General features: G+C 73.2%; 16 protein-coding genes, 4 tRNA genes and 1 other RNA gene. 12 read left to right on the top strand and 9 right to left on the bottom strand.

Going from position 1 to position 20,103, the window contains the following annotated elements:
• Positions 1-149: 149 nt before the first annotated feature.
• Genes repSA through ACFY0O_RS36680 form a run of 3 tightly spaced genes read left to right on the top strand, consistent with a single transcriptional unit; the run spans position 150 to position 3,002 of the window.
• Positions 150-1,565: a replication initiator protein RepSA gene (gene repSA, locus ACFY0O_RS36690; RefSeq protein WP_388955175.1), complete on the top strand. Its 1,416-nt coding sequence runs from the start codon at positions 150-152 to the stop codon at positions 1,563-1,565.
• The gene (locus ACFY0O_RS36685) at positions 1,562-1,756 is read left to right on the top strand and encodes an excisionase family DNA-binding protein (RefSeq protein WP_385875250.1); all 195 of its coding nucleotides are present in this window, start codon (positions 1,562-1,564) and stop codon (positions 1,754-1,756) included. Before repSA ends, ACFY0O_RS36685 begins: the two co-directional genes overlap by 4 nt.
• 10 nt (positions 1,757-1,766) lie before the next feature.
• Positions 1,767-3,002, top strand: a complete 1,236-nt coding sequence (locus ACFY0O_RS36680; RefSeq protein WP_388955172.1) for a tyrosine-type recombinase/integrase — start codon at positions 1,767-1,769, stop codon at positions 3,000-3,002.
• A gap of 64 nt (positions 3,003-3,066) precedes the next feature.
• On the opposite strand, the gene ACFY0O_RS36675 is transcribed toward ACFY0O_RS36680, so the two are convergent.
• Positions 3,067-3,154 (bottom strand) — tRNA-Ser (locus ACFY0O_RS36675).
• A 131-nt stretch (positions 3,155-3,285) separates the two neighbouring features.
• On the opposite strand from ACFY0O_RS36675, the gene ffs reads away from it, so the two are divergent.
• The 6 genes from ffs (at position 3,286) to ACFY0O_RS36645 (ending at position 11,986) form a co-directional block, all read left to right on the top strand.
• Positions 3,286-3,384, top strand: an RNA gene (gene ffs, locus ACFY0O_RS36670) — signal recognition particle sRNA small type.
• Between the two features lie 55 nt (positions 3,385-3,439).
• Entirely contained in the window at positions 3,440-5,737 is a 2,298-nt protein-coding gene (locus ACFY0O_RS36665; protein ID WP_388955170.1) for a DNA polymerase III subunit gamma and tau, read from the top strand.
• Between the two features lie 61 nt (positions 5,738-5,798).
• Positions 5,799-7,052 (top strand): phosphoribosylamine--glycine ligase, encoded by a 1,254-nt coding sequence (purD, locus tag ACFY0O_RS36660; protein ID WP_388955167.1) that lies wholly within the window; start codon positions 5,799-5,801, stop codon positions 7,050-7,052.
• Positions 7,053-7,351: 299 nt separating this feature from the next.
• Positions 7,352-9,241, top strand: coding sequence for a hypothetical protein (locus ACFY0O_RS36655; protein ID WP_388955164.1), 1,890 nt, complete (start codon positions 7,352-7,354; stop codon positions 9,239-9,241).
• A gap of 254 nt (positions 9,242-9,495) precedes the next feature.
• Positions 9,496-10,971 (top strand): N,N-dimethylformamidase beta subunit family domain-containing protein, encoded by a 1,476-nt coding sequence (locus tag ACFY0O_RS36650; RefSeq protein ID WP_388955162.1) that lies wholly within the window; start codon positions 9,496-9,498, stop codon positions 10,969-10,971.
• A 112-nt stretch (positions 10,972-11,083) separates the two neighbouring features.
• The gene (locus ACFY0O_RS36645) at positions 11,084-11,986 is read left to right on the top strand and encodes a phosphoribosylaminoimidazolesuccinocarboxamide synthase (RefSeq protein WP_388955159.1); all 903 of its coding nucleotides are present in this window, start codon (positions 11,084-11,086) and stop codon (positions 11,984-11,986) included.
• Positions 11,987-12,030: 44 nt separating this feature from the next.
• On the opposite strand, the gene ACFY0O_RS36640 is transcribed toward ACFY0O_RS36645, so the two are convergent.
• From ACFY0O_RS36640 to ACFY0O_RS36605, 8 genes are all read right to left on the bottom strand, one after another.
• Positions 12,031-12,103: transfer RNA gene (locus ACFY0O_RS36640), tRNA-Gly, on the bottom strand.
• Between the two features lie 24 nt (positions 12,104-12,127).
• Positions 12,128-12,739, bottom strand: coding sequence for a response regulator (locus tag ACFY0O_RS36635; RefSeq protein WP_388955157.1), 612 nt, complete (start codon positions 12,737-12,739; stop codon positions 12,128-12,130).
• Positions 12,736-13,980 carry a sensor histidine kinase gene (locus ACFY0O_RS36630; RefSeq protein ID WP_388955154.1) on the bottom strand — a complete coding sequence of 415 codons (1,245 nt, stop codon included), beginning with the start codon at positions 13,978-13,980 and terminating at the stop codon, positions 12,736-12,738. The genes ACFY0O_RS36635 and ACFY0O_RS36630 overlap by 4 nt, the downstream gene beginning before the upstream one ends.
• Positions 13,981-14,009: 29 nt before the next feature.
• The gene (locus ACFY0O_RS36625; protein WP_388955151.1) at positions 14,010-14,771 is read right to left on the bottom strand and encodes an ABC transporter permease; all 762 of its coding nucleotides are present in this window, start codon (positions 14,769-14,771) and stop codon (positions 14,010-14,012) included.
• Positions 14,768-15,706 carry an ABC transporter ATP-binding protein gene (locus ACFY0O_RS36620; protein WP_388955149.1) on the bottom strand — a complete coding sequence of 313 codons (939 nt, stop codon included), beginning with the start codon at positions 15,704-15,706 and terminating at the stop codon, positions 14,768-14,770. Before ACFY0O_RS36620 ends, ACFY0O_RS36625 begins: the two co-directional genes overlap by 4 nt.
• Positions 15,707-15,845: 139 nt before the next feature.
• Positions 15,846-15,918 (bottom strand) — tRNA-Gly (locus ACFY0O_RS36615).
• An 81-nt stretch (positions 15,919-15,999) separates the two neighbouring features.
• A tRNA-Gly gene (locus ACFY0O_RS36610) sits at positions 16,000-16,071 on the bottom strand.
• Between the two features lie 87 nt (positions 16,072-16,158).
• On the bottom strand, positions 16,159-16,476 hold the full coding sequence (locus ACFY0O_RS36605) for an Lsr2 family protein (RefSeq protein ID WP_358891631.1): 318 nt from the start codon (positions 16,474-16,476) through the stop codon (positions 16,159-16,161).
• A gap of 319 nt (positions 16,477-16,795) precedes the next feature.
• On the opposite strand from ACFY0O_RS36605, the gene purS reads away from it, so the two are divergent.
• Genes purS through purL form a run of 3 tightly spaced genes read left to right on the top strand, consistent with a single transcriptional unit; the run spans position 16,796 to position 19,976 of the window.
• The gene (purS, locus tag ACFY0O_RS36600; RefSeq protein ID WP_008740952.1) at positions 16,796-17,047 is read left to right on the top strand and encodes a phosphoribosylformylglycinamidine synthase subunit PurS; all 252 of its coding nucleotides are present in this window, start codon (positions 16,796-16,798) and stop codon (positions 17,045-17,047) included.
• 2 nt (positions 17,048-17,049) lie between these two features.
• On the top strand, positions 17,050-17,730 hold the full coding sequence (gene purQ / locus ACFY0O_RS36595) for a phosphoribosylformylglycinamidine synthase subunit PurQ (protein ID WP_388955147.1): 681 nt from the start codon (positions 17,050-17,052) through the stop codon (positions 17,728-17,730).
• Positions 17,727-19,976, top strand: coding sequence for a phosphoribosylformylglycinamidine synthase subunit PurL (gene purL / locus ACFY0O_RS36590; RefSeq protein ID WP_388955144.1), 2,250 nt, complete (start codon positions 17,727-17,729; stop codon positions 19,974-19,976). The genes purQ and purL overlap by 4 nt, the downstream gene beginning before the upstream one ends.
• Positions 19,977-20,103: the final 127 nt, after the last annotated feature.

Raw genomic sequence — 20,103 nt, 5'->3', positions numbered from 1 at the left:
AACTCTTCCGGATAGGGCTTGGGCACAGCGACATCCTTCCCACCTGCCCCACAGGGCAAGCCAGTTCAGATGTCACCCGATCGTGCGGCAGACCCGTGCCCCCAGCACAACATCATGGCTCGGTCCGCTACCCGCATGGCGGTGGCAGCGTGACGGTCTTTCCCGTCGCCCCTGAGGCCGTGGCCGGTGCTGCGGCCTCTCTGGGCACCGACCCGCTCACCCTCGCCGATCTCCTGCGCGTCGCCTCCGCTCCCGGTTTCGACCGCTGGCAGGAACAGGTGCGCCGCACCGGTGGCTGCTCGGACCCGATCCACCTGTTCGGCTCGACCGTGACCCGCGACCGTCGCACCGGGGAGGTCCTCTACTCGTACTCGACCGCCGACGAACCCGGCGGCCGGTTACGGGTCGCCTGCGGCAACCGGCGGGCCTCCCGGTGCCCCTCGTGCGCCTGGACCTACGCGGGGGATACCTACCACCTGATCCGTGCCGGGATCACCGGCGACGAGGGCAAGGACGTCCCCCTCACGGTCCGCTCCCACCCCCGGGTCTTCGCCACCCTCACCGCCCCTTCCTTCGGACCCGTCCACAACCGCCCCGCCTCCGGCCGCTGCCGCTGCGGCACCATCCACCCCGAGACCGACCCTCTCCTGGGCACGGCCCTGTACCCGGATCGGTACGACTATGCGGGCGCGGTGCTCTGGAACAACTACGCCGGACAGCTCTGGCAGCGCTTCACGATCTACCTCCGCCGCGAGATCGCCGCCCGCGCCGGGATCACGCAGACGGCTCTGAAGGAGTCCTGCCGGGTCTCCTTCGGGAAGGTCGCCGAGTTCCAGAAGCGCGGAGCGGTCCACTTCCACACCGTCGTACGCCTCGACGGACCGGACGGACCGCAGACTCCTCCACCCTCCTGGGCCTCTGTCGGCCTCCTGGACGATGCGATCCGGGCCGCCGCCGGCCGAGTCGCCGTGAGCGTCCCCGCCTCCGGCGGCTTCCGTACCCGCACCCTCGGCTGGGGCACGCAGGTGGACGTCCAGCCCATCGGTGGGCTCGGCCACGAGGACCTGACCGAAGTCGCGGTGGCCTCCTACGTCGCGAAGTACGCGACCAAAGCCGCCGAGACCACCGGTACCGCCGACCGCCGCATCGGCGAACTCGCCGAACTGGACAAGCTCCACATGCCCGCCCACACCCGCCGCCTCATCGAAGCCTGCTGGGCGCTCGATGTCGCCTACCCGGACCGGCTCCTCGCGCACTGGTCGCACATGCTCGGCTTCCGGGGCCACTTCTCCACCAAGTCCCGCGCCTACTCCACCACCCTCGGCGCTCTGCGCCAGACCCGCGCTGACTACCGCGCCGCGCAAGAGCGACGCGAACGAGGACTCCCCGACCTGGGCGACTCCGAGGAGGACTCCACGCTCGTCCTCGCCCACTGGACCTTCGCCGGACACGGACACACCCCCGGGGAGTCCTGGCTCGCCCAGACCATCGCCCGTGACATCCGAACCAACCGCGACGCTGCCCGGGAGGCCTGCGCCGCACTCGACCCTGAGGAGGGCCCGTGAACGACCCGCACGACCCCACGCTCGTCCTGCTGACGGTCGAAGAAGCTGCTCGCCGTCTGCGGATCGGACGTACGACATGCTTCGCCCTCGTGGCCTCCGGGGCGCTCGAATCCGTAACCGTGGGCCGTCTGCGGCGCATCCCGCCGGACGCCCTGCCCGCGTACGTCGCCAAGCTTCGTGCCGCGGCTTGAGGGGGGCCTCGTGAGCGAGAAGAAGCGGACCAGGCAGCCCAACGGAGCGTCCTCGATCTACTTCGGCAAGGACGGCAAGTGGCATGGCCGCGTGACCGTCGGAGTTCGGGACGACGGCCGGCCGGACCGGCGCCACGTCGAGCGCAAGACTCAGGCTGAGGTGGTCAAGGCCGTCCGCGAGATGGAGAAGAAGCGGGACGCCAACAAGCTGCCAAAGGCCGGACAGCGCTGGACGGTCAAGACCTGGACGGAGCACTGGGTCTACAACATCGCCCAGAAATACGTCTCGGAGAACACGTACGACGGCTACGAGGTGGACGTCCGCGTGCACCTGGTCCCCGGGCTCGGAGCCCATCGTCTGGACCGCCTGGAGCCGGAACACCTGGAGACCTTCTACGCGAAGATGCAGAAGTCCGGGAGCAAGGCCGCCACCGCGCACCACGTGCACCGCACGATCCGGGTCGCGCTCGGTGAAGCCGTGCGGCGCGGGCACATCGCCACGAACGCGGCGGAGATCGCCAAGGCTCCCCGGCTCGAAGAGGAGGACATCGAGCCGTACGACATCGAAGAGGTGCAGCGGCTGCTGCTGGAGGCCTCCAAGCTCCGAAACAGCGCCCGCTGGGTCGTAGCCCTGGCGCTCGGCCTCAGGCAGGGGGAGGCGCTCGGGCTGCACTGGGAAGACCTCGACCTTGATGCGGGCTACCTGCGTACCAGGAAGAACCGCCTGCGCCCGAAGTACCGCCACGGCTGTACCGAGCCCTGCGGCCGGCATGCGGGCTACTGCCTGCAGCGTGAGCAGATCCGTCGCGAATTCAAGAACACCAAGTCCCGAGCGGGACGCCGGACCATCGGCTTGCCCGAGCCGGTGATCAAACTGCTGAGAGCCCACCAGGAGGAGCAGGAGCGCGAGCGGGAGGCTGCTGGAGCCGACTGGGAGGGATCGGGGTACGTCTTCGCCTCTCCGACCGGCGGGCCCTTGATCCCGAACACGGACTACCACCGCTGGAAGCAGCTGCTGAAGGATGCCGGGGTCCGGGACGGCAGGCTGCATGACGCCCGCCACACCGCTGCCACCGTGCTCCTGCTGCTCGGGGTTCCTGATGTGGTCGTCGACGCGATCATGGGTTGGGAGCCTGGGGGAGCTGCTCGGATGCGGGCCCGGTACATGCACGTCACGGGCCCTCTGCTGAAGCGGGCCGCCAGTCAGGTCGGGGAAGCCCTCTGGGGTCTGCCGCCGGGCGACTGAGACGGAAACTGAGACGGGGAAACGCCAGAGGGCCGGTCCGCTTGCGCGGTCCGGCCCTCTGAGCTGGCGGAGGATACGAGATTCGAACTCGTGAGGGGTTGCCCCCAACACGCTTTCCAAGCGTGCGCCCTAGGCCTCTAGGCGAATCCTCCGCCGCAAACAATACAAGACGTTGAGGGGTGCTCGCGAACACGATCCGGATCGGGGGTCCGGACGGTGACCTGGGCGGGGAGGGCGGCGGGGGCGGGGTCGATTCCGGGGGGTTCCATCCGCTAGGGTGGGGCCCAGCCCCTCACGTGGCGCTATCTCACCCAACTCCCCCAGGGCCGGAAGGCAGCAAGGGTAAGTGGGCTCTGGCGGGTGCGTGAGGGGCGCTTTGCGTTCCGGGGGGCGGCGGCGGGCGGCTGTTGTCGGTGGGCCCGGATAACCTCGTAGACGTGTCGTCCCTTGCGCTGTACCGCCGCTATCGCCCCGAGTCGTTCGCCGAGGTCATCGGGCAGGAGCATGTCACTGTCCCGCTGATGCAGGCCCTGCGGAACAACCGGGTCAATCACGCGTACCTGTTCAGCGGGCCGCGCGGGTGCGGGAAGACGACCAGCGCGCGCATCCTGGCCCGCTGCCTCAACTGTGAGCAGGGCCCCACTCCCGACCCCTGCGGCGAGTGCCAGTCCTGCCGGGACCTGGCGCGCAACGGCCCCGGGTCGATCGACGTGATCGAGATCGACGCCGCCTCGCACGGTGGTGTCGACGACGCCCGCGACCTGCGCGAGAAGGCCTTCTTCGGGCCCGCGTCCAGCCGGTACAAGATCTACATCATCGACGAGGCCCACATGGTCACCTCGGCGGGCTTCAACGCCCTGCTGAAGGTGGTCGAGGAGCCGCCGGAGCACCTCAAGTTCATCTTCGCGACGACCGAGCCCGAGAAGGTCATCGGCACCATCCGCTCGCGCACGCACCACTACCCCTTCCGGCTCGTGCCGCCCGGCACCCTGCGCGACTACCTCGGCGAGGTGTGCGGCCGCGAGGGGGCGCGGGTCGAGGACGGGGTGCTGCCGCTCGTCGTGCGCGCCGGCGCGGGCTCCGTGCGTGACTCGATGTCCGTCATGGACCAGCTCCTCGCCGGTGCGGGTGAGGAGGGTGTGACGTATGCCATGGCCACCTCCCTGCTCGGCTACACCGAGGGCTCGCTGCTGGACTCCGTCGTGGACGCCTTCGCCGCCGGGGACGGGGCCGCGGCCTTCGAGGTCGTCGACCGGGTGGTCGAGGGCGGGAACGACCCGCGCCGGTTCGTCGCCGACCTGCTGGAGCGGCTGCGCGACCTGGTGATCCTGGCCGCCGTGCCCGACGCCGGGGAGAAGGGGCTCATCGACGCCCCGGCCGACGTGGTGGAGCGGATGCAGGCACAGGCGTCGGTGTTCGGCGCCGCCGAGCTCAGCCGCGCCGCCGACCTGGTCAACGCCGGGCTCACGGAGATGCGCGGGGCCACCTCGCCGCGGCTCCAGCTGGAGCTGATCTGCGCCCGGGTGCTGCTCCCGGCCGCCTTCGACGACGAGCGGTCCGTCCAGGCCCGCCTCGACCGGCTGGAGCGCAGCGGTCCGCCCGCCGGTTCGGTCGCGATGGGGTACGTGCCCGGACCCGACGTCCACGGGATGGCCCCGGCCGGTCCGGGGGGCGGGGTCGCCGCCGCGCGTGCCGCCGTACGGGGTCCCGCGGCGGATTCCGGGCCGGTGCAGCCCGCCCCCGCCCCGGCCCCGGCCGCCGCCCCGCCGCAGGTGCCCGCCCCGGCGCAGGCTCCGGCCGCCCCGGCTCCCGTCGAGGCCGCCGCTCCGGAGCAGGCTCCGGCCGCCCCGGCGCCCGCCGCCGGTGCCTGGCCCGGCGCGGCCCAGCCGGGCAGCGGTGCCCCCGCGCAGGCGCCCGGGGCGTGGCCCGGGGCCTCCGCGCCCGCCGCCGCCACTCCGGCCCCCGCCGCTTCCGCCCCCGGCGCCTGGCCCGGTGCCGGCGCCGCCGCATCGGCCGCGCCCGCCGCCGGGGCCTGGCCCACCGCCGCCGCGCCCGGCAGCGGCGGCCCCGCGCGCACCCCCGCGCCCGCACCCGCCCCCGCGCAGGCCGCGCCCGCCGCGGCCGGTTCCGCCGCGGCCGGTTCCGCCGCGCCCTCCGCCGAGATGGCGGCCGGGGTCGGGCAGGTGCAGGCGATGTGGCCCGGCGTGCTGGAGGCCGTCAAGAACCGCCGCCGCTTCACCTGGATCCTGCTCAGCCAGAACGCCCAGGTCACCGGCTTCGACGGGACCACCCTGCAGCTCGGCTTCCCCAACCCCGGGGCCCGCGACAACTTCGCGAGCAGCGGCAGCGAGGACGTGCTCAAGGCGGTGCTCGCCGAGCAGTTCCAGGTGCACTGGAAGATCGACGCCGTCGTGGGCGGAGGGGGCCCCGCGCCCTCGGCGCCCGCGTACGGGGCCCCGGCCGCCCCGGCCTACAGCCCGCCCCCGGCGCCCGCCCACAGCCCGCCCCCGCAGGCTCCGCAGGCCCCCGCCCCGCAGCAGCAGGCGCCCCGGCCGCCGTCCCCGCAGGCGGCCGCGCCCCAGCCGCCCGTGCAGCAGGGACCCCCGCCCGTGGCCCCCGAGGACGACGTGCCCGAGGCGGACGACCCCGACCTCGTCGACAGCGCCCTGACGGGACACGACCTGATCGTGCGCGAGCTCGGAGCGACCGTTGTGGAGGAATACACGAACGAGTAGCCCGCCGGTATTGGGGTGGCCGCACGAAACCGGCCACCCCGTCCGGGCTACCCTGGGCGGCGTGAAGGTCCTCGTCATCGGCGGCGGCGCCCGCGAACACGCCCTGTGCCGCTCTCTGTCCCTCGACCCCGACGTCTCCGCGCTGTACTGCGCCCCCGGCAACGCCGGCATCGCCGAGGTGGCGGAGCTGCGGCCGGTCGACGCCCTCGACGGCCGCGCGGTCGCCGCGCTCGCCACGGAACTCGGCGCCGACCTGGTCGTCGTCGGCCCGGAGGCACCGCTGGTCGCCGGGGTCGGCGACGCCGTCCGCGCGGCCGGTATCCCCGTCTTCGGCCCGTCCGGCGAGGCGGCGCGGCTGGAGGGCTCCAAGGCCTTCGCCAAGGACGTGATGGCCGCCGCCGGCGTCCCGACCGCCCGCAGCTACGTCTGCACCACCGCCGAGGAGGTCGACGCGGCCCTCGACGCCTTCGGCGCCCCGTACGTGGTCAAGGACGACGGCCTCGCCGCCGGGAAGGGCGTCGTCGTCACCGACGACATCGAGGCCGCCCGGGCGCACGCCGCCGGCTGCGACCGGGTCGTCATCGAGGAGTTCCTCGACGGCCCCGAGGTCTCCCTGTTCGCCATCACCGACGGCGTCACCGTGCTCCCGCTCCAGCCCGCGCAGGACTTCAAGCGCGCGCTCGACGGCGACGAGGGGCCCAACACCGGCGGCATGGGTGCCTACTCCCCGCTCCCGTGGGCCGACCCGAAGCTGGTCGAGGAGGTCCTGGAGACCGTCCTCCAGCCGACCGTGGACGAGCTCCGCCACCGCGGCACCCCCTTCTCCGGCCTGCTCTACGCCGGTCTCGCCCTCACGAGCCGCGGCACCCGGGTGATCGAGTTCAACGCCCGCTTCGGCGACCCCGAGACCCAGGTCGTCCTCGCCCGGCTGCGCACCCCGCTCGCGGCGGTGCTGCTGGGCGCGGCGAACGGCACCCTGGACACGCTGCCGCCGCTGACCTGGAGCGACGAGGCCGCCGTCACGGTGGTGGTCGCCTCGCACAACTACCCCGGCACCCCGCGCACCGGCGACCCGATCGAGGGGCTCGCCGAGGTGGCCGCCGAGGACGGCCCCGAGGCCTACGTGCTGCACGCCGGGACCCGGCAGGAGGGGGGCTCCGTCGTCAGCGCGGGCGGTCGCGTGCTGTCCGTGACGGCGACCGGTACGGACCTGGCGCAGGCGCGCGAGAGGGCGTATAAGGCCGTCGCGCGGATCCGGCTCGACGGTTCCCAGCACCGTACGGACATCGCCGCGAAGGCGGCCGAGGGCCGCTGACCTGCCGCTGGACAGCAGGCCCGTGAGGACCGGGGGCCCGGGGCGCGAGGGCGCGCACCGGGCCCTCGCGTGCGCCCGCGTGCGCCTGCCTCCAGTGGCGCTCGAGCGCATCCACCTTTGCCCAAAGCCATTCCATCGGGTGATGGTCCCCTTGTCCGCCTGACGGCCGCGTGCGCTCCAACTAGGGTGCGGCGCAAGCATTCCGGCACATGGCCCACCGGCATTGCGATGTCAGTGGCGGGTGTCACAGTGGGGGAGTGAGCAAAGCCGCCGCAGGGCAGAGGGGGTGAGGTCCGGCCGTGTCCGGAACCGGTTCGATCGCAGAAGTGGGCGTGCCGTCCGCGCGTTCCCTGGCCCTCGCGGTGCTGCGGGTCCGCAGCAGGGCGCTGGCCGCCGTGCTGCTGCCCGCCGCCCTCGCGGTGGTCCTGGTCACCGCCCGGATGACGGGCCGGCTGGCCGGCGACCCCTGGCCGGCCGTGACGCTGGCCGTCTGCGCGGTGGCCGCGCTGGTGCTGCTGGCGGGCGGGATCTTCGGTGCCGTGGTGCTGCGGGCGGGCCCCGCCGTGACGCCCACCGTGCCGCTGCCCGAGGCCGCGGCGCCCGACCTGTACCGGCTCGTACGGGACCTGGCCGACCGGATGGGCGTCCCCGCCCCGTCCGCGATAGCCCTGACCCCGGACTGCGACAGCTGGCTGGAGGACCGCAGTCACGGGGCGCACCGCCGCGCGGGCATATCCGACGGCCCCGAGTCGCGGCCCGGCGCGGCGCCGGTGCTGGTGATCGGCTCGCCGTTCCTGTGGTGGATGCGGGTCGCGGAGCTGCGCGCCCTCCTGGCGCCGGTCGTCGCCGGTACGGGCCCCTCCGCGCACCCGGACATAGCCGACGCCCGCGGCTTCGTGCGGGGGCTGGACGCGGCGGCGGACGTGGGCGGGCGGCCCGGCCTGGGCTGGCTCGTCGGCCGGCCCGCGCGGCTGCTGCTGCGGCTGTGCGGGGCGGACGCCGCCGAGATGGAGCGCGGGGTGGCCGCCGCGGCCTCCGAGCGTGCACAGGGTGTGGACCAGGCGATGCGCACCGCCGCCCAGGAGCAGGTCGGCCTCGCCTACGCGGGCTGGGACCGGCTGCTGACCCGGGTCGCGCTGCCCGCCTGGCGGATGGGCCGCTGGCCCGCGCACCTGGACACCGGGGTGGTCTCCGCCCTGACCGAGCTGTCCCGGCGCGACCGGCTGGCCGACGGTTTCGCCTCCCGGCTCGGCGAGCGCCCCGCCTGCGATCTACTGGAGCAGCCCGGGCTGATCGACGAGGCCGCCTCGCTGCTGGCGGCCCGGCTGTTCCACGGCGGCCCGGCGGAGGCGGGGCCGCAGTGGTCGCCGGTGGACTGGGCGGCCTACCCGCAGGAGGTCGTCGACCGCAAGTGGCGCGTGGAGGCGGCCCGCCTGCACGCGGCCCTGGACGCCCTCGCCGTCCCCTCGGGGAGCGAGCCGCCCCCCGCCTCGGCGGCGGCGCTGGCCGGCGCCCGGGCCGAGGCCCCCGCCCCGAGCGAGCGGCAGGCGCCCCGCGCGGCCGGCCGGCCCGCTCCGTCGGCGCCGGCCATGACGGCGGCCCGCGCCGAAGCCGCCACCGCGCCCGGTGCCCCCGCGCCGGAGTCCGTGGCTCCGCCCACCCCGCAGGCCGCCCCCCGGGGTACGGCCCGGGCCACGACCGCGCCGCCCGGGGCCGAAGGCGCCCCGCCCGTCCCCGAGCCGGGCCGCGACGCCTTCGGCGGGCCGACGCTGGAGCGCGTGCTCGGCTACCTCACGGACCCCGCCGGTGACGGGGCCGCCGGGGAGGCCCTGGCCGGGCGGCTCAGCGGGGACCTCGCGCGGGAGGAACGTACCGCCGGCCCGCACCGGGCCGGCCCCGGCCGGGGCGCCGACACCCTCCCCCTGTTCCCGCTCCAGCCCCCGCGCAGCGGCCGGGACCTGCTCGCCGACCACGTCACGGCCCTGGTCTGCTGTGCGGCCGTGGACTCGGCGGGCGCCGGCCCCGGCCTGGACTGGCTGGACGGCCCGGTCCTGCTGGTCGGCGGCGAGCGCCGGGTGGACCTGGCCCCCCGGGTCCTCTCCCTCGTCGAGGACGGAGACCCGGCCCCCCTGCGCGACCTGCTCGCGGAACTGGGCGTCCGCCCGGAGAAGCCCGTCCGCCTGGTCTGAGCCACCGCGGGCCCACCCGTACGCGGCCCCCGCTGGCCAGGGCGGAAGCGCCACCCCCGGGCCACCCCGGCGCCACCCCGTCCCGCCACACGAAGCGGCGTCTCAGGTTCCGTTCCCGTCAATTCGCGACGAACGGTGACGGAGTGAGTGCGTTATGTGATGTGCTGGGACCGGTCGCGACGCGGGTGTCCGAATCCCGCCTCGCGCCACCGTGTTCGACAGACGCGTTCGGGGGCGCGAGGGAGGGGAGCGGAATGGGTGCGGACCAGATCCGGCGCTGGGAATCGGGTGCGCTCGCGCACGCGGTGAACGATCCCTTCGGCCAGGGCCCACTGCCCTGGTTCCGGGGCAGCGAGGTGTACTTCGGCGACACCGGCCAGGTCGTCCCCTGGTACGTGGACCCCGCCCTGGCCCCCGGACAGACCACCCCCGGCCGGGGCGGCGGCCCCCGGACCGCCGACGACGTGCACCGGCAGATCAAGGGCTTCACCTCCACCGGAGCCGTCGCCCCGGGCGAGGCCATCGACTTCCACATCACCGTCGACCCGCCCCAGCAGTTCCAGGTCGACGTCTACCGCATCGGCCACTACGGCGGCGACGGCGCCTCGAAGATCACCACCAGCCCCCGGCTCTCCGGCATCGTCCAGCCGCCCCCGCTCACCGCCGACCGCACGGTCTCCTGCCACCACTGGTGGCAGTCCTGGCGGCTCCAGGTCCCCTCCTACTGGAGCATCGGCGCCTACGTGGCCGTGCTCACCACCGCCGACGGCTACCGCTCCCACATCCCCTTCACGGTCCGCGACGACCACCCCGCCGACCTCCTGCTCCTGCTCCCCGACATCACCTGGCAGGCCTACAACCTCTACCCCGAGGACGGCCGCACCGGCGCCAGCCTCTACCACGCCTGGGACGAGGAGGGCCGGCTCCTCGGCGAGCAGGACGCGGCCATCACGGTCTCCTTCGACCGCCCGTACGCGGGCGCCGGCCTGCCCCTGCACGTCGGCCACGCCTACGACTTCATCCGCTGGGCCGAGCGCTACGGCTACGACCTCGCCTACGCCGACACCCGCGACCTGCACGCCGGCCGCGTCGACCCCACCCGCTACCGGGGCCTGGTCTTCCCCGGCCACGACGAGTACTGGTCGCTCCCCATGCGCCGCACCGTCGAACGCGCCCGCGACCACGGCACCTCCCTCGTCTTCCTCTCCGCCAACACCATGTACTGGCAGGTCGAACTGGCCCCCTCCCCCTCCGGGGTGCCCGACCGGCTCCTGACCTGCCGAAAACGCCGCGGCCCCGGCCGCCCCAGCCTCTGGCGCGAGGTCGACCGCCCGGAGCAGCAGCTGCTCGGCATCCAGTACGCGGGCCGCGTCCCGGAGCCCGCGCCCCTGATCGTCCGCAACGCCACGCACTGGCTCTGGGACTCCACCGGCGCCGCCGAGAACGACGAGCTCGACGGCCTGGTGGCGGGCGAGGCCGACCGGTACTTCCCGCGCACCCAGCTCCCCGAGCACCAGGACCGGATCCTGCTCGCCCACTCCCCCTACCTCGACGGCGAGGGCGCCAAGCGCCACCAGGAGACCTCCCTCTACCGGGCCCCCAGCGGCGCCCTCGTCTTCGCCTCCGGCACCTTCGCCTGGTCCCCCGCCCTGGACCGCCCCGGGCACGTGGACGAACGGATCCAGAAGGCCACGGCCAACCTCCTCGACCGGATCTGCAAGCGCGACTGACCCCCGCCGGGCCCCCGCCCCGCCCCGGCGCACCCCCCTGCCCCGGGCACGGCGCCCCGTGCGGGAGAATGGTGCCGCGCCCCGCGCTCGTACAGAACCACAGGGAGACCCCGTGCCCGGATTCGTCGAAAAGCCCGAGCCCGTGCAGGTGCCCGGCCTCGTCCACCTCCACACCGGCAAGGTCCGCGACCTCTACCGCGGTGAGGACGGCAACCTCGTCATGGTCGCCAGCGACCGCATCTCCGCCGCCGACTGGGTGCTGCCCACCGAGATCCCGGAGAAGGGCCGCATCCTCACGCAGCTCTCCCTCTGGTGGTTCGAGCAGCTTCAGGACCTGGTCCCGAACCACGTCATCAGCACCGACCTGCCCGCCGGCGCCCCCGCCGACTGGGCGGGCCGCACGCTGGTCTGCAAGAGCCTCGACATGGTCCCGGTCGAGTGCGTGGCCCGCGGCTACCTCACCGGCTCCGGCCTCAAGGAGTACGTCCAGTCCCGCACCGTCTGCGGACTCGCCCTCCCCGAGGGCCTGGTGGACGGCTCCGAGCTGCCCGCCCCGATCTTCACCCCGGCCGCCAAGGCCGAGGTCGGCGACCACGACGAGAACGTCTCCTACGAGGAGGTCGCCCGCACCACCGGCGCCGAGACGGCGGCGCTGCTGCGCCAGACCACCCTCGCCGTGTACGGGCGGGCCCGCGACATCGCCCGCGAGCGCGGCATCATCCTCGCGGACACCAAGTTCGAGTTCGGCTTCGACGGGGACGGCACGCTCGTCGCCGCCGACGAGGTCCTCACCCCGGACTCGTCCCGCTTCTGGCCCGCCGACCTGTGGCAGCCGGGCCGCACGCAGCCCTCGTTCGACAAGCAGTACGTCCGCGACTGGCTGGCCTCCCCGGCCTCCGGCTGGGACTCCAAGGGCGAGCTCCCGCCGCCGGTCCTGCCGCAGGAGGTCGTGGCGCAGACCCGCGCCAAGTACGTCGAGGCCTACGAGCGCCTGACCGGCCAGGCCTGGAGCTGACACGACGAAGGCCCCGATCAACCGATCGGGGCCTTCGTTCGCTGAGCGGACAACGCGACTCGAACGCGCGACATCCACCTTGGCAAGGTGGTGCTCTACCAACTGAGCTATGTCCGCCTGTGCGCCGTAGCGCGAGAACTACTATACCCAACCCCGGGACCGGGCGAGACGCACCGCGGTGTGCCGGTTCTCGGCGCCCAGCTTCGTCGCCGCCGAGGACAGGTAGTTCCGTACGGTCCCCTGCGACAGCGAGGCCCGTTCCGCGATCTCCGCGATGGGCGCCCCGTCGGCCGCGAGTTCCAGCACCTCGGCCTCACGGGCCGTCAGCGGCGAGTCGCCCGCGCTGATCGCGTCGGCCGCCAACTCCGGGTCCACGTAACGGCCTCCGGCGTGCACGGTACGGATAAGCTCGGCCAGCCGCTGCGCCGAGACCGTCTTCGGCGCGAAGGCCCGCACCCCCGCCGCGAGGGCCCGCTTCAGGTGCCCGGGGCGGCCGTGGCTGGTCACGATCATGACCTTGCAGTCGGGCAGTTCGGCCCGCAGTGACGTGGCGACGCTCACACCGTCCGCCCCCGGCATCTGGAGGTCCAGCACCGCCACGTCCGGCCGGTGCGCCCGCGCCATGGCCAGGGCCTCGGGCCCGGAGGCCGCCTCGGCGACGACGGCGAGGTCGTCCTCCAGGCCCAGCAGGGCGGCCAGCGCGCCCCGGATCAGGTGTTCGTCGTCGGCCAGCAGTACCCGTACGGGGTTCACGCCCGCACCTCCACTCCTCGTGCGTCCAGCGGTATCTCGGCCCGCAGCCGGAACCGGCCGCCGCCGGCCGGCCCCGCGTGCAGGGTCCCGTCCACGGCCGCGAGCCGCTCCCGCAGCCCCGCGAGCCCGGATCCGGGCGGTCCGGCGGGGGCCTCGGCCACCCCGTCGTTCTCCACCAGCAGCGTCAGGGTGCCCGAGGCCTCCCGGTCCGTCAGCCGGATCAGGCAGCTGCGGGCGTCCCCGTGCCGCAGTACGTTCGTGGTCGCCTCGCGGACCACCCAGCCGAGCGCGGACTGCACCTCGGCCGGCAGCTCCCGGGCGGCCGTGGCGAACTCGACGCGGCAGTCCATGCCGGCGGCGCTGAGCACCCCGCGGGCGCCCTCCAGCTCGACCGCGAGGTCCGCCTCCCGGTAGCCGCGCACCACGTCGCGCACCTCCATCTGCGACTCGCGCGCGATCCGCTGCACCTCGATCATCTGGTCCACGGCCTCGGGGCGTTCGCGCCGCGCCAGCCGCACCGCGAGCTCGCTCTTGAGCGCGATGACGGCCAGGTTGCGGCCCATCACGTCGTGCAGGTCCCGCCCGAACCGCAGCCGCTCCTCCGCCACGGCCAGCCGGGCCTGGAGCTCCCGGGCGTGGTCGAGCTCGTAGACGGTGCGCAGCAGCCAGCCGGAGAAACCGCAGGTGAAGGCGAGGAAGGCACAGGTCAGCAGCATCCCGACGAAGTACCCGAGGGCCTCCGTCGGCGGCAGGCCCAGCGCGCCGACGACCGCCGCCGTCCCGGCCGCGGCGGCCAGGGGCACGTACGCCATGTGGCGGGCCTTCTCCAGGGTCAGCACGAGCGACCCGCAGCCGAAGCAGCTCACCCCGAGCACCAGTCCGGGCGCCACGGTCGCTTCCATCACCCCGAACCTGCGCAGGCACAGGAAGAGGACGACGACCGCGGCCGTGAGGGCGGAGGCCACCAGCGAGAGGCGCACGGGCCGTTCGCGGCGGCCGGTCACCCCGTCGAGGGCCCTGGAGGAGAGGTACCCGACGAGGACGGAGTGCGCGCAGACCACCAGGAAGGCGGCCACCGCCACGGCCGACGGCCCGGGGGAGGCCGGGTCGGGGACCGTGAAGGCCATGGACCCGAAGGAGCCGATCTCCACGAGCACGAAGAAGTGGAACGACCAGCGCGTGTACACCTCGACCTTGCCCGCGCTACTGCGGTTCTTCCACCACCCGGTCAGCTTCGACACGGCCCCGTCCCCCCGGATCTTCCCTCTGCCTAACGGCGCGGTTCCCAGCGGAACCGCCGCTGGACAGCAAACACGGTGACCATGATCCAGGCCAGCGTGGTGAGCGCGGCCCCCAGCAGCTCGTACCAGCCGCTCCCCCCGCTCCAGCCGGCCCGTACGAGGGCCATCACCCCGCTCAGCGGCAGCAGTTCGCACACCGAGGCCACGGTGTCGGGCAGGGCGTCCGGTGCCGTGAACACTCCCGAGCCGAGCGCCGTCAGCAGGAACAGCGGCAGCGTCGTCAGCCCGGCGGTCTCCACGTTCCGGGTGAAGGCGCTGGTCAGGGCGGCCATCCCGGCGAGCAGCGGAAGGGCGGCGAGGACCCCCGCCAGCAGCGGCAACGGGTTCCGCGGCAGCGGCGCGCCCAGGACCGCCGCCCCGGCCACCGCGAGGGCGGCGATCTGGGCGAGGGCGATCACCGCAGCGGGCAGCGCGGTACCGGTGAGGATCTCCAGGTCGCCGGCCTCGCCCGTGCGCAGCCGCTTGAGGACGAGCTCCTCGCGGCGGGCGACGTAGGCCGAGACCAGGTTCATGTAGACGACGAGGAGCAGCACCATGCCGATGCCCCCGATGAGGGTGGCCTCGGCGACCGCGGCCGTGCTGTCGCCGCCGACGACGGTGCGCAGGACGAGGAGCGTCGCCGCGGGCATCAGCACGGCCACGCTGAGGGTGGCCCGGTTGCGGACCAGCAGGGTCAGTTCGGACCGGCCCAGCGCGGCGAGCCGGCCGGGGTTCAGGGTGGGCGCGTTCACCGGGTCCCCGCCATCGTGTCGTCGGCCGTGTCGCGGCGGCCGCGGGCGATCTCCAGGAAGGCCTCCTCCAGGGAGGCGTGGCGGGCGTCGAGGCCGCCCAGTTCGACCCCGGCGTCCTCGGCCCAGCGCAGCAGCGCGGTCAGGTCGGCCTGCAGCCTCTCGGTACGGATCTCCACGCGCGGGCCGTCGGCGGCGGCGTGCAGGGCGAGCGGCAGCCGCCCGGCGGGCACCCGGTCGGGCAGGGTGAAGCGGATCCGGGAGGGCCGGGTCGCGGTGACCTCCTCGGGGGTGCCGGTCAGCACCAGCTCCCCCTCGTGCATGATCGCGAGCCGGTCCGCGAGGGATTCGGCCTCCTCCAGGTAGTGCGTGGTCAGCAGCACGGTGGTGCCCCCGGCCCGCAGTTCCCGTACGAGGTCCCAGGTGTCCTGGCGGCCCTCGGGGTCCATCCCGGTGGTCGGCTCGTCGAGGAACAGCACCTCGGGCCGCCCGAGCAGGGCCAGCGCCAGGTCCAGGCGCCGCCGCTCGCCGCCGGACAGCTGCTTGACCCGTACCGCGGCCCGCGCGGCCAGTCCGACCAGCTCCAGCACCTCCGCGGCCGGGCGGGCGCCGGTGGTGACGCCGCCCCACATGCGCAGGGTCTCGGCGACGGTCAGGTCGGAGGGGAAGCCGCCCTCCTGGAGCATGACCCCGGTGCGCGGGCGGACCTCGGAGCGGCGGGCGTACGGGTCGAGCCCGAACACGCGGACCTCGCCGCCGGTGGGGGCGGCGAGCCCCTCGAGCAGTTCGACGGTGGAGGTCTTGCCGGCGCCGTTGGTGCCGAGGAGGGCGAAGACCTCGCCGCGGGCCACGGAGAAGCTGACGCCGCGCACGGCCTCGAAGCCGCCGGAGTAGCCGCGGCGGAGCCCTTCGGCCCGGATCACTGTGTCGGTGGTCATGCCCCAAGCCTCCCGGCGGGCCGGGCGGGGGAGCAGTGCGCGCTGTCACGGCCACCGATGACATTTGTCATCGCGGGTGAGCCACGACACAACGACAACGACAAAGGCCCCGATCAGAGATCGGGGCCTTTGTCATCTGAGCGGACGACGCGACTCGAACGCGCGACATCCACCTTGGCAAGGTGGTGCTCTACCAACTGAGCTACGTCCGCATACCCAGCTACGACCCGAGAGCCGTTGGCTGTGTGCCTCACTCTACCTGATCCACGACCGTGGTCGGTAAAGCGATGCAGAGCGGGTGACAGGGATTGCACACTGCGCCTCCCCCCTGGAAGGGGGGTGTTCTGCTACTGAACTACACCCGCACGACTTCGGTTCCCGGCCTTCCGGCCTGGCCCCTCGGCGTGATCCACACACTAGCCGATCGGAGGGGGTGCATGGCAAATCCGGGGTCAGTGGGCTTCGTTGTAGGCCGCGTAGACCGCCTTCGGGATGCGCCCGCGCGGGGGCACGTCGTGACCGTTGGAGCGCGCCCAGGCCCGGACGACGGCCGGGTCGGGGGCGACGGCGGTGTGCTTGAAGGCCTTGCCCGAGCGGGACTGGCGGCGGCCGGCGGCCACGAAGGGGGCCAGGCCCTTCCGCAGTTTCTTTGCGTTCGCCACATTGAGGTCGATCTCGTAGGACTTACCGTCCAGGGCGAACGTGACCGTTTCCGACGCTTCCCCGCCGTCGAGGTCGTCGGAGATCGTGACTACTACGCGCTGCGCCACGGATATCGGTCCCTTCGTGCGCCTCGCCGCGCGCTGACGTGCGGTGATGTCGCCTGTGTGGATGTTTCGGTGGAATACGTCAAACCGTAGGAATCCCGGCTGATTCCTTTGTACCGCGATTCCCATTGAATTGCGAAGCCCAGTTAATTCCTCCCGCGTGTCCCGCCGCAATGCCGGGCGAGTGGTTTTCCGGTGGATTTTGCGAAGCGTTGGTGAAGCCGGAACCCCGCCCGGCTCACCCCCGCCCGATATCTACCCGCGTAGAAATTTCGGCCGGGTACGCTGAGGGAACCGCCTTGCACCAACCACCTCATCGGGAGTGCCAGTGGCACGCGTCGTAGTCGACGTCATGCTCAAGCCGGAGATCCTCGACCCCCAGGGCCAGGCGGTGCAGCGTGCACTGCCGCGCCTGGGCTTCGAGGGGATCGCCGACGTCCGCCAGGGGAAGCGCTTCGAACTGGAAGTGGAGGGACCGGTCGACCAGGCCGCCCTCGACCGCATCCACAAGATGGCCGAAACGTTCCTCGCCAACACCGTCATCGAAGACTTCACCGTGAAGGTCGAGGCCTGACGGTGACCACTCGCATCGGTGTCGTCACGTTCCCCGGAACGCTCGACGACCGTGACTCGCTGCGCGCCGTCCGCCTCGCGGGGGCCGAGCCGGTCTCGCTGTGGCACCGCGACAAGGACCTGCACCAGGTCGACGCGGTCGTCCTCGCGGGCGGCTTCTCCTACGGGGACTACCTGCGCGCCGGAGCCATCTCCCGGTTCTCGCCGGTGATGGAGACCATCATCGAGCAGGCCAAGGGCGGCATGCCGGTCCTCGGCATCTGCAACGGCTTCCAGGTCCTCACCGAGGCCCACCTGCTGCCGGGGGCGATGCTCCGCAACAACCACCTCCACTTCATCTGCCGCGACCAGAAGCTGCGGGTGGAGAACGCGGACACCGCGTGGACCGGCGACTACACCGCCGGCCAGGAGATCTCGGTCCCGCTCAAGAACATGGACGGCCGGTACGTCGCCGACGAGCGCGTGCTCGACGAACTGGAGGCCGAAGGCCGAGTGGCCTTCCGGTACCTCGACGTCAACCCGAACGGCTCGCTGCGCGACATCGCCGGCATCACCAACGCCGCGGGCAACGTCGTCGGCCTCATGCCGCACCCCGAGCACGCGGTCGAGCCGCTGGTCGGGACCGGCCGCACCGACGGCCTCCCGTTCTTCACGTCGGTCCTGAAGAAGCTGGTCAGCGCATGAGCCTCGACACCGTAAAGAACGCCACCGAGACCCCGGACGCCTCCCAGCCCTGGAAGGAACTCGGCCTCAAGGAGGACGAGTACGCCCGGATCCGCGAGATCCTCGGCCGCCGTCCCACCGGCGCCGAGCTGGCCATGTACTCGGTCATGTGGTCCGAGCACTGCTCGTACAAGAGCAGCAAGGTCCACCTCGCCCAGTTCGGCAAGAAGGCCCCCAAGAACGACGCCATGCTCGTCGGCATCGGCGAGAACGCCGGCGTCGTCGACGTCGGCCAGGGCTACGCGGTGACCTTCAAGGTCGAGTCGCACAACCACCCCTCGTACATCGAGCCCTACCAGGGCGCGGCCACCGGCATCGGTGGCATCGTCCGCGACATCCTCGCGATGGGCGCCCGCCCGGTCGCCGTCGTGGACCCGCTGCGCTTCGGCGCCGCCGACCACCCCGACACCAAGCGCGTCCTGCCGGGCGTCGTCGCGGGCATCGGCGGCTACGGCAACTGCCTGGGCCTGCCGAACATCGGCGGCGAGGTCGTCTTCGACGAGTGCTACCAGGGCAACCCGCTGGTCAACGCCGGCTGCATCGGCGTGATGAAGCACGAGGACATCCACCTCGCCAAGGCCTCCGGCCCCGGCAACAAGGTCATCCTCTACGGCGCCCGCACCGGCGGCGACGGCATCGGCGGCGTCTCGGTCCTCGCGTCCGAGACCTTCGACGACACGAAGCCCACCAAGCGCCCCGCCGTCCAGGTCGGCGACCCCTTCCAGGAGAAGCTCCTCATCGAGTGCACCCTGGAGATCTTCAAGGAGAAGCTGGTCGCCGGCATCCAGGACCTCGGCGGCGCCGGGCTCTCCTGCGCCACCTCCGAGCTGGCCTCGGCCGGCTCCGGCGGCATGCGCGTCGAGCTGGACACCGTGCCGCTGCGCGACGCGACGCTCTCGCCCGAGGAGATCCTCATGAGCGAGTCGCAGGAGCGCATGTGCGCGATCGTCGAGCCGCAGCACGTCGACCGCTTCATGGAGATCTGCGAGAAGTGGGACGTCATCGCCACCGTCATCGGTGAGGTGACCGACGGCGAGCGCCTGGAGATCTTCTGGCACGGCGAGCAGATCGTGGACGTGCCCCCGGGCACCGTCGCCCACGAGGGCCCGGTCTACCAGCGCCCGTACGCCCGTCCCTCCTGGCAGGACGCCCTCCAGGCCGACGACGCGGGCCTGCTGCCCCGCCCGCAGACCTCCGAGGAGCTCCGCGCGCAGGTCCTGGCCCTGGTCTCCTCCCCGAACCAGGCGTCGAAGTCCTGGGTCACCGACCAGTACGACCGCTTCGTGCAGGGCAACACCGTCCTGTCGCAGCCCGAGGACGCGGGCATGGTCCGCATCGACGAGGAGTCCAACCTCGGCGTCGCCATGTCCACCGACGGCAACGGCCGCTACGCGAAGCTCGACCCGTACACGGGCGCGCAGCTGGCGCTGGCCGAGTCGTACCGCAACGTGGCCGCGACCGGCGCCAAGCCGCTCGCGATCTCCGACTGCCTGAACTTCGGCTCCCCCGAGGACCCGGACGTCATGTGGCAGTTCGCCGAGGCCTGCCGCGGTCTCGCGGACGGCTGCCTGGAGCTGGGCACCCCGGTGACCGGCGGCAACGTCTCCCTCTACAACCAGACGGGCGACGTCGCGATCCACCCGACCCCGGTCGTGGCGGTCCTCGGCGTCATCGACGACGTCAACCGCCGCACGCCGATGGCGTTCGCGGAGGCCGGCCAGCTGCTGTACCTGCTGGGCGACACCGCCGAGGAGTTCGGCGGCTCGGCCTGGTCCCAGGTCGTCCACAACCACCTCGGCGGCATGCCGCCCAAGGTGGACCTGGGCCGCGAGAAGCTGCTCGGCGAGATCCTGATCTCCGCCTCCCGCGACGGCATGGTCGACGCGGCGCACGACCTGTCCGACGGCGGAGTGATCCAGGCGCTCACCGAGTCCTGCCTCAAGGGCGGCAACGGCGCGCGGATCGTCGTCCCGGAGGGCCTGGACGCGTTCACCTTCCTGTTCTCCGAGTCCGCGGGCCGCGCCATCGTGTCGGTCCCGCGCAGCGAGGAGCTCCGCTTCACCGACATGTGCGGCGCGCGGGGCCTGCCGGCCACGCGCATCGGCGTGGTGGACGGCGAGGAGATCGAGATCCAGGGCGAGTTCACCCTCCCCCTGACGGAACTCCGCAAGGCCCACGAGGCCACGATCCCGTCCCTCCTGGCCTGATCCCGCCCCCGGCTGCCCGAGGCCCCGCCCGCGTTCCGCGGACGGGGCCTCGGCGCGTTCCGCCGTCGGTAGCCTGTGCTCGTCGCAGCGTGAACGAGGGGGCCCGGTGTTCGATCCCTTACCTGGT

Source organism: Streptomyces sp. NPDC001594 (genome assembly GCF_042893675.1).
Taxonomy (GTDB): Bacteria; Actinomycetota; Actinomycetes; order Streptomycetales; family Streptomycetaceae; genus Streptomyces.
Note: the sequence above shows the minus strand (reverse complement) of the source record. Positions and strands in the feature narration are given on the sequence as shown.

Bases quoted from the DNA above. Each gene is read 5' to 3' on its own strand.
- purL (WP_388955144.1), top strand. From the start codon at position 17,727: ATGAGCCTCGACACCGTAAAGAACGCCACCGAGACCCCGGACGCCTCC.
- ACFY0O_RS36620 (WP_388955149.1), bottom strand. From the start codon at position 15,706: ATGACCACCGACACAGTGATCCGGGCCGAAGGGCTCCGCCGCGGCTAC.
- ACFY0O_RS36650 (WP_388955162.1), top strand. From the start codon at position 9,496: ATGGGTGCGGACCAGATCCGGCGCTGGGAATCGGGTGCGCTCGCGCAC.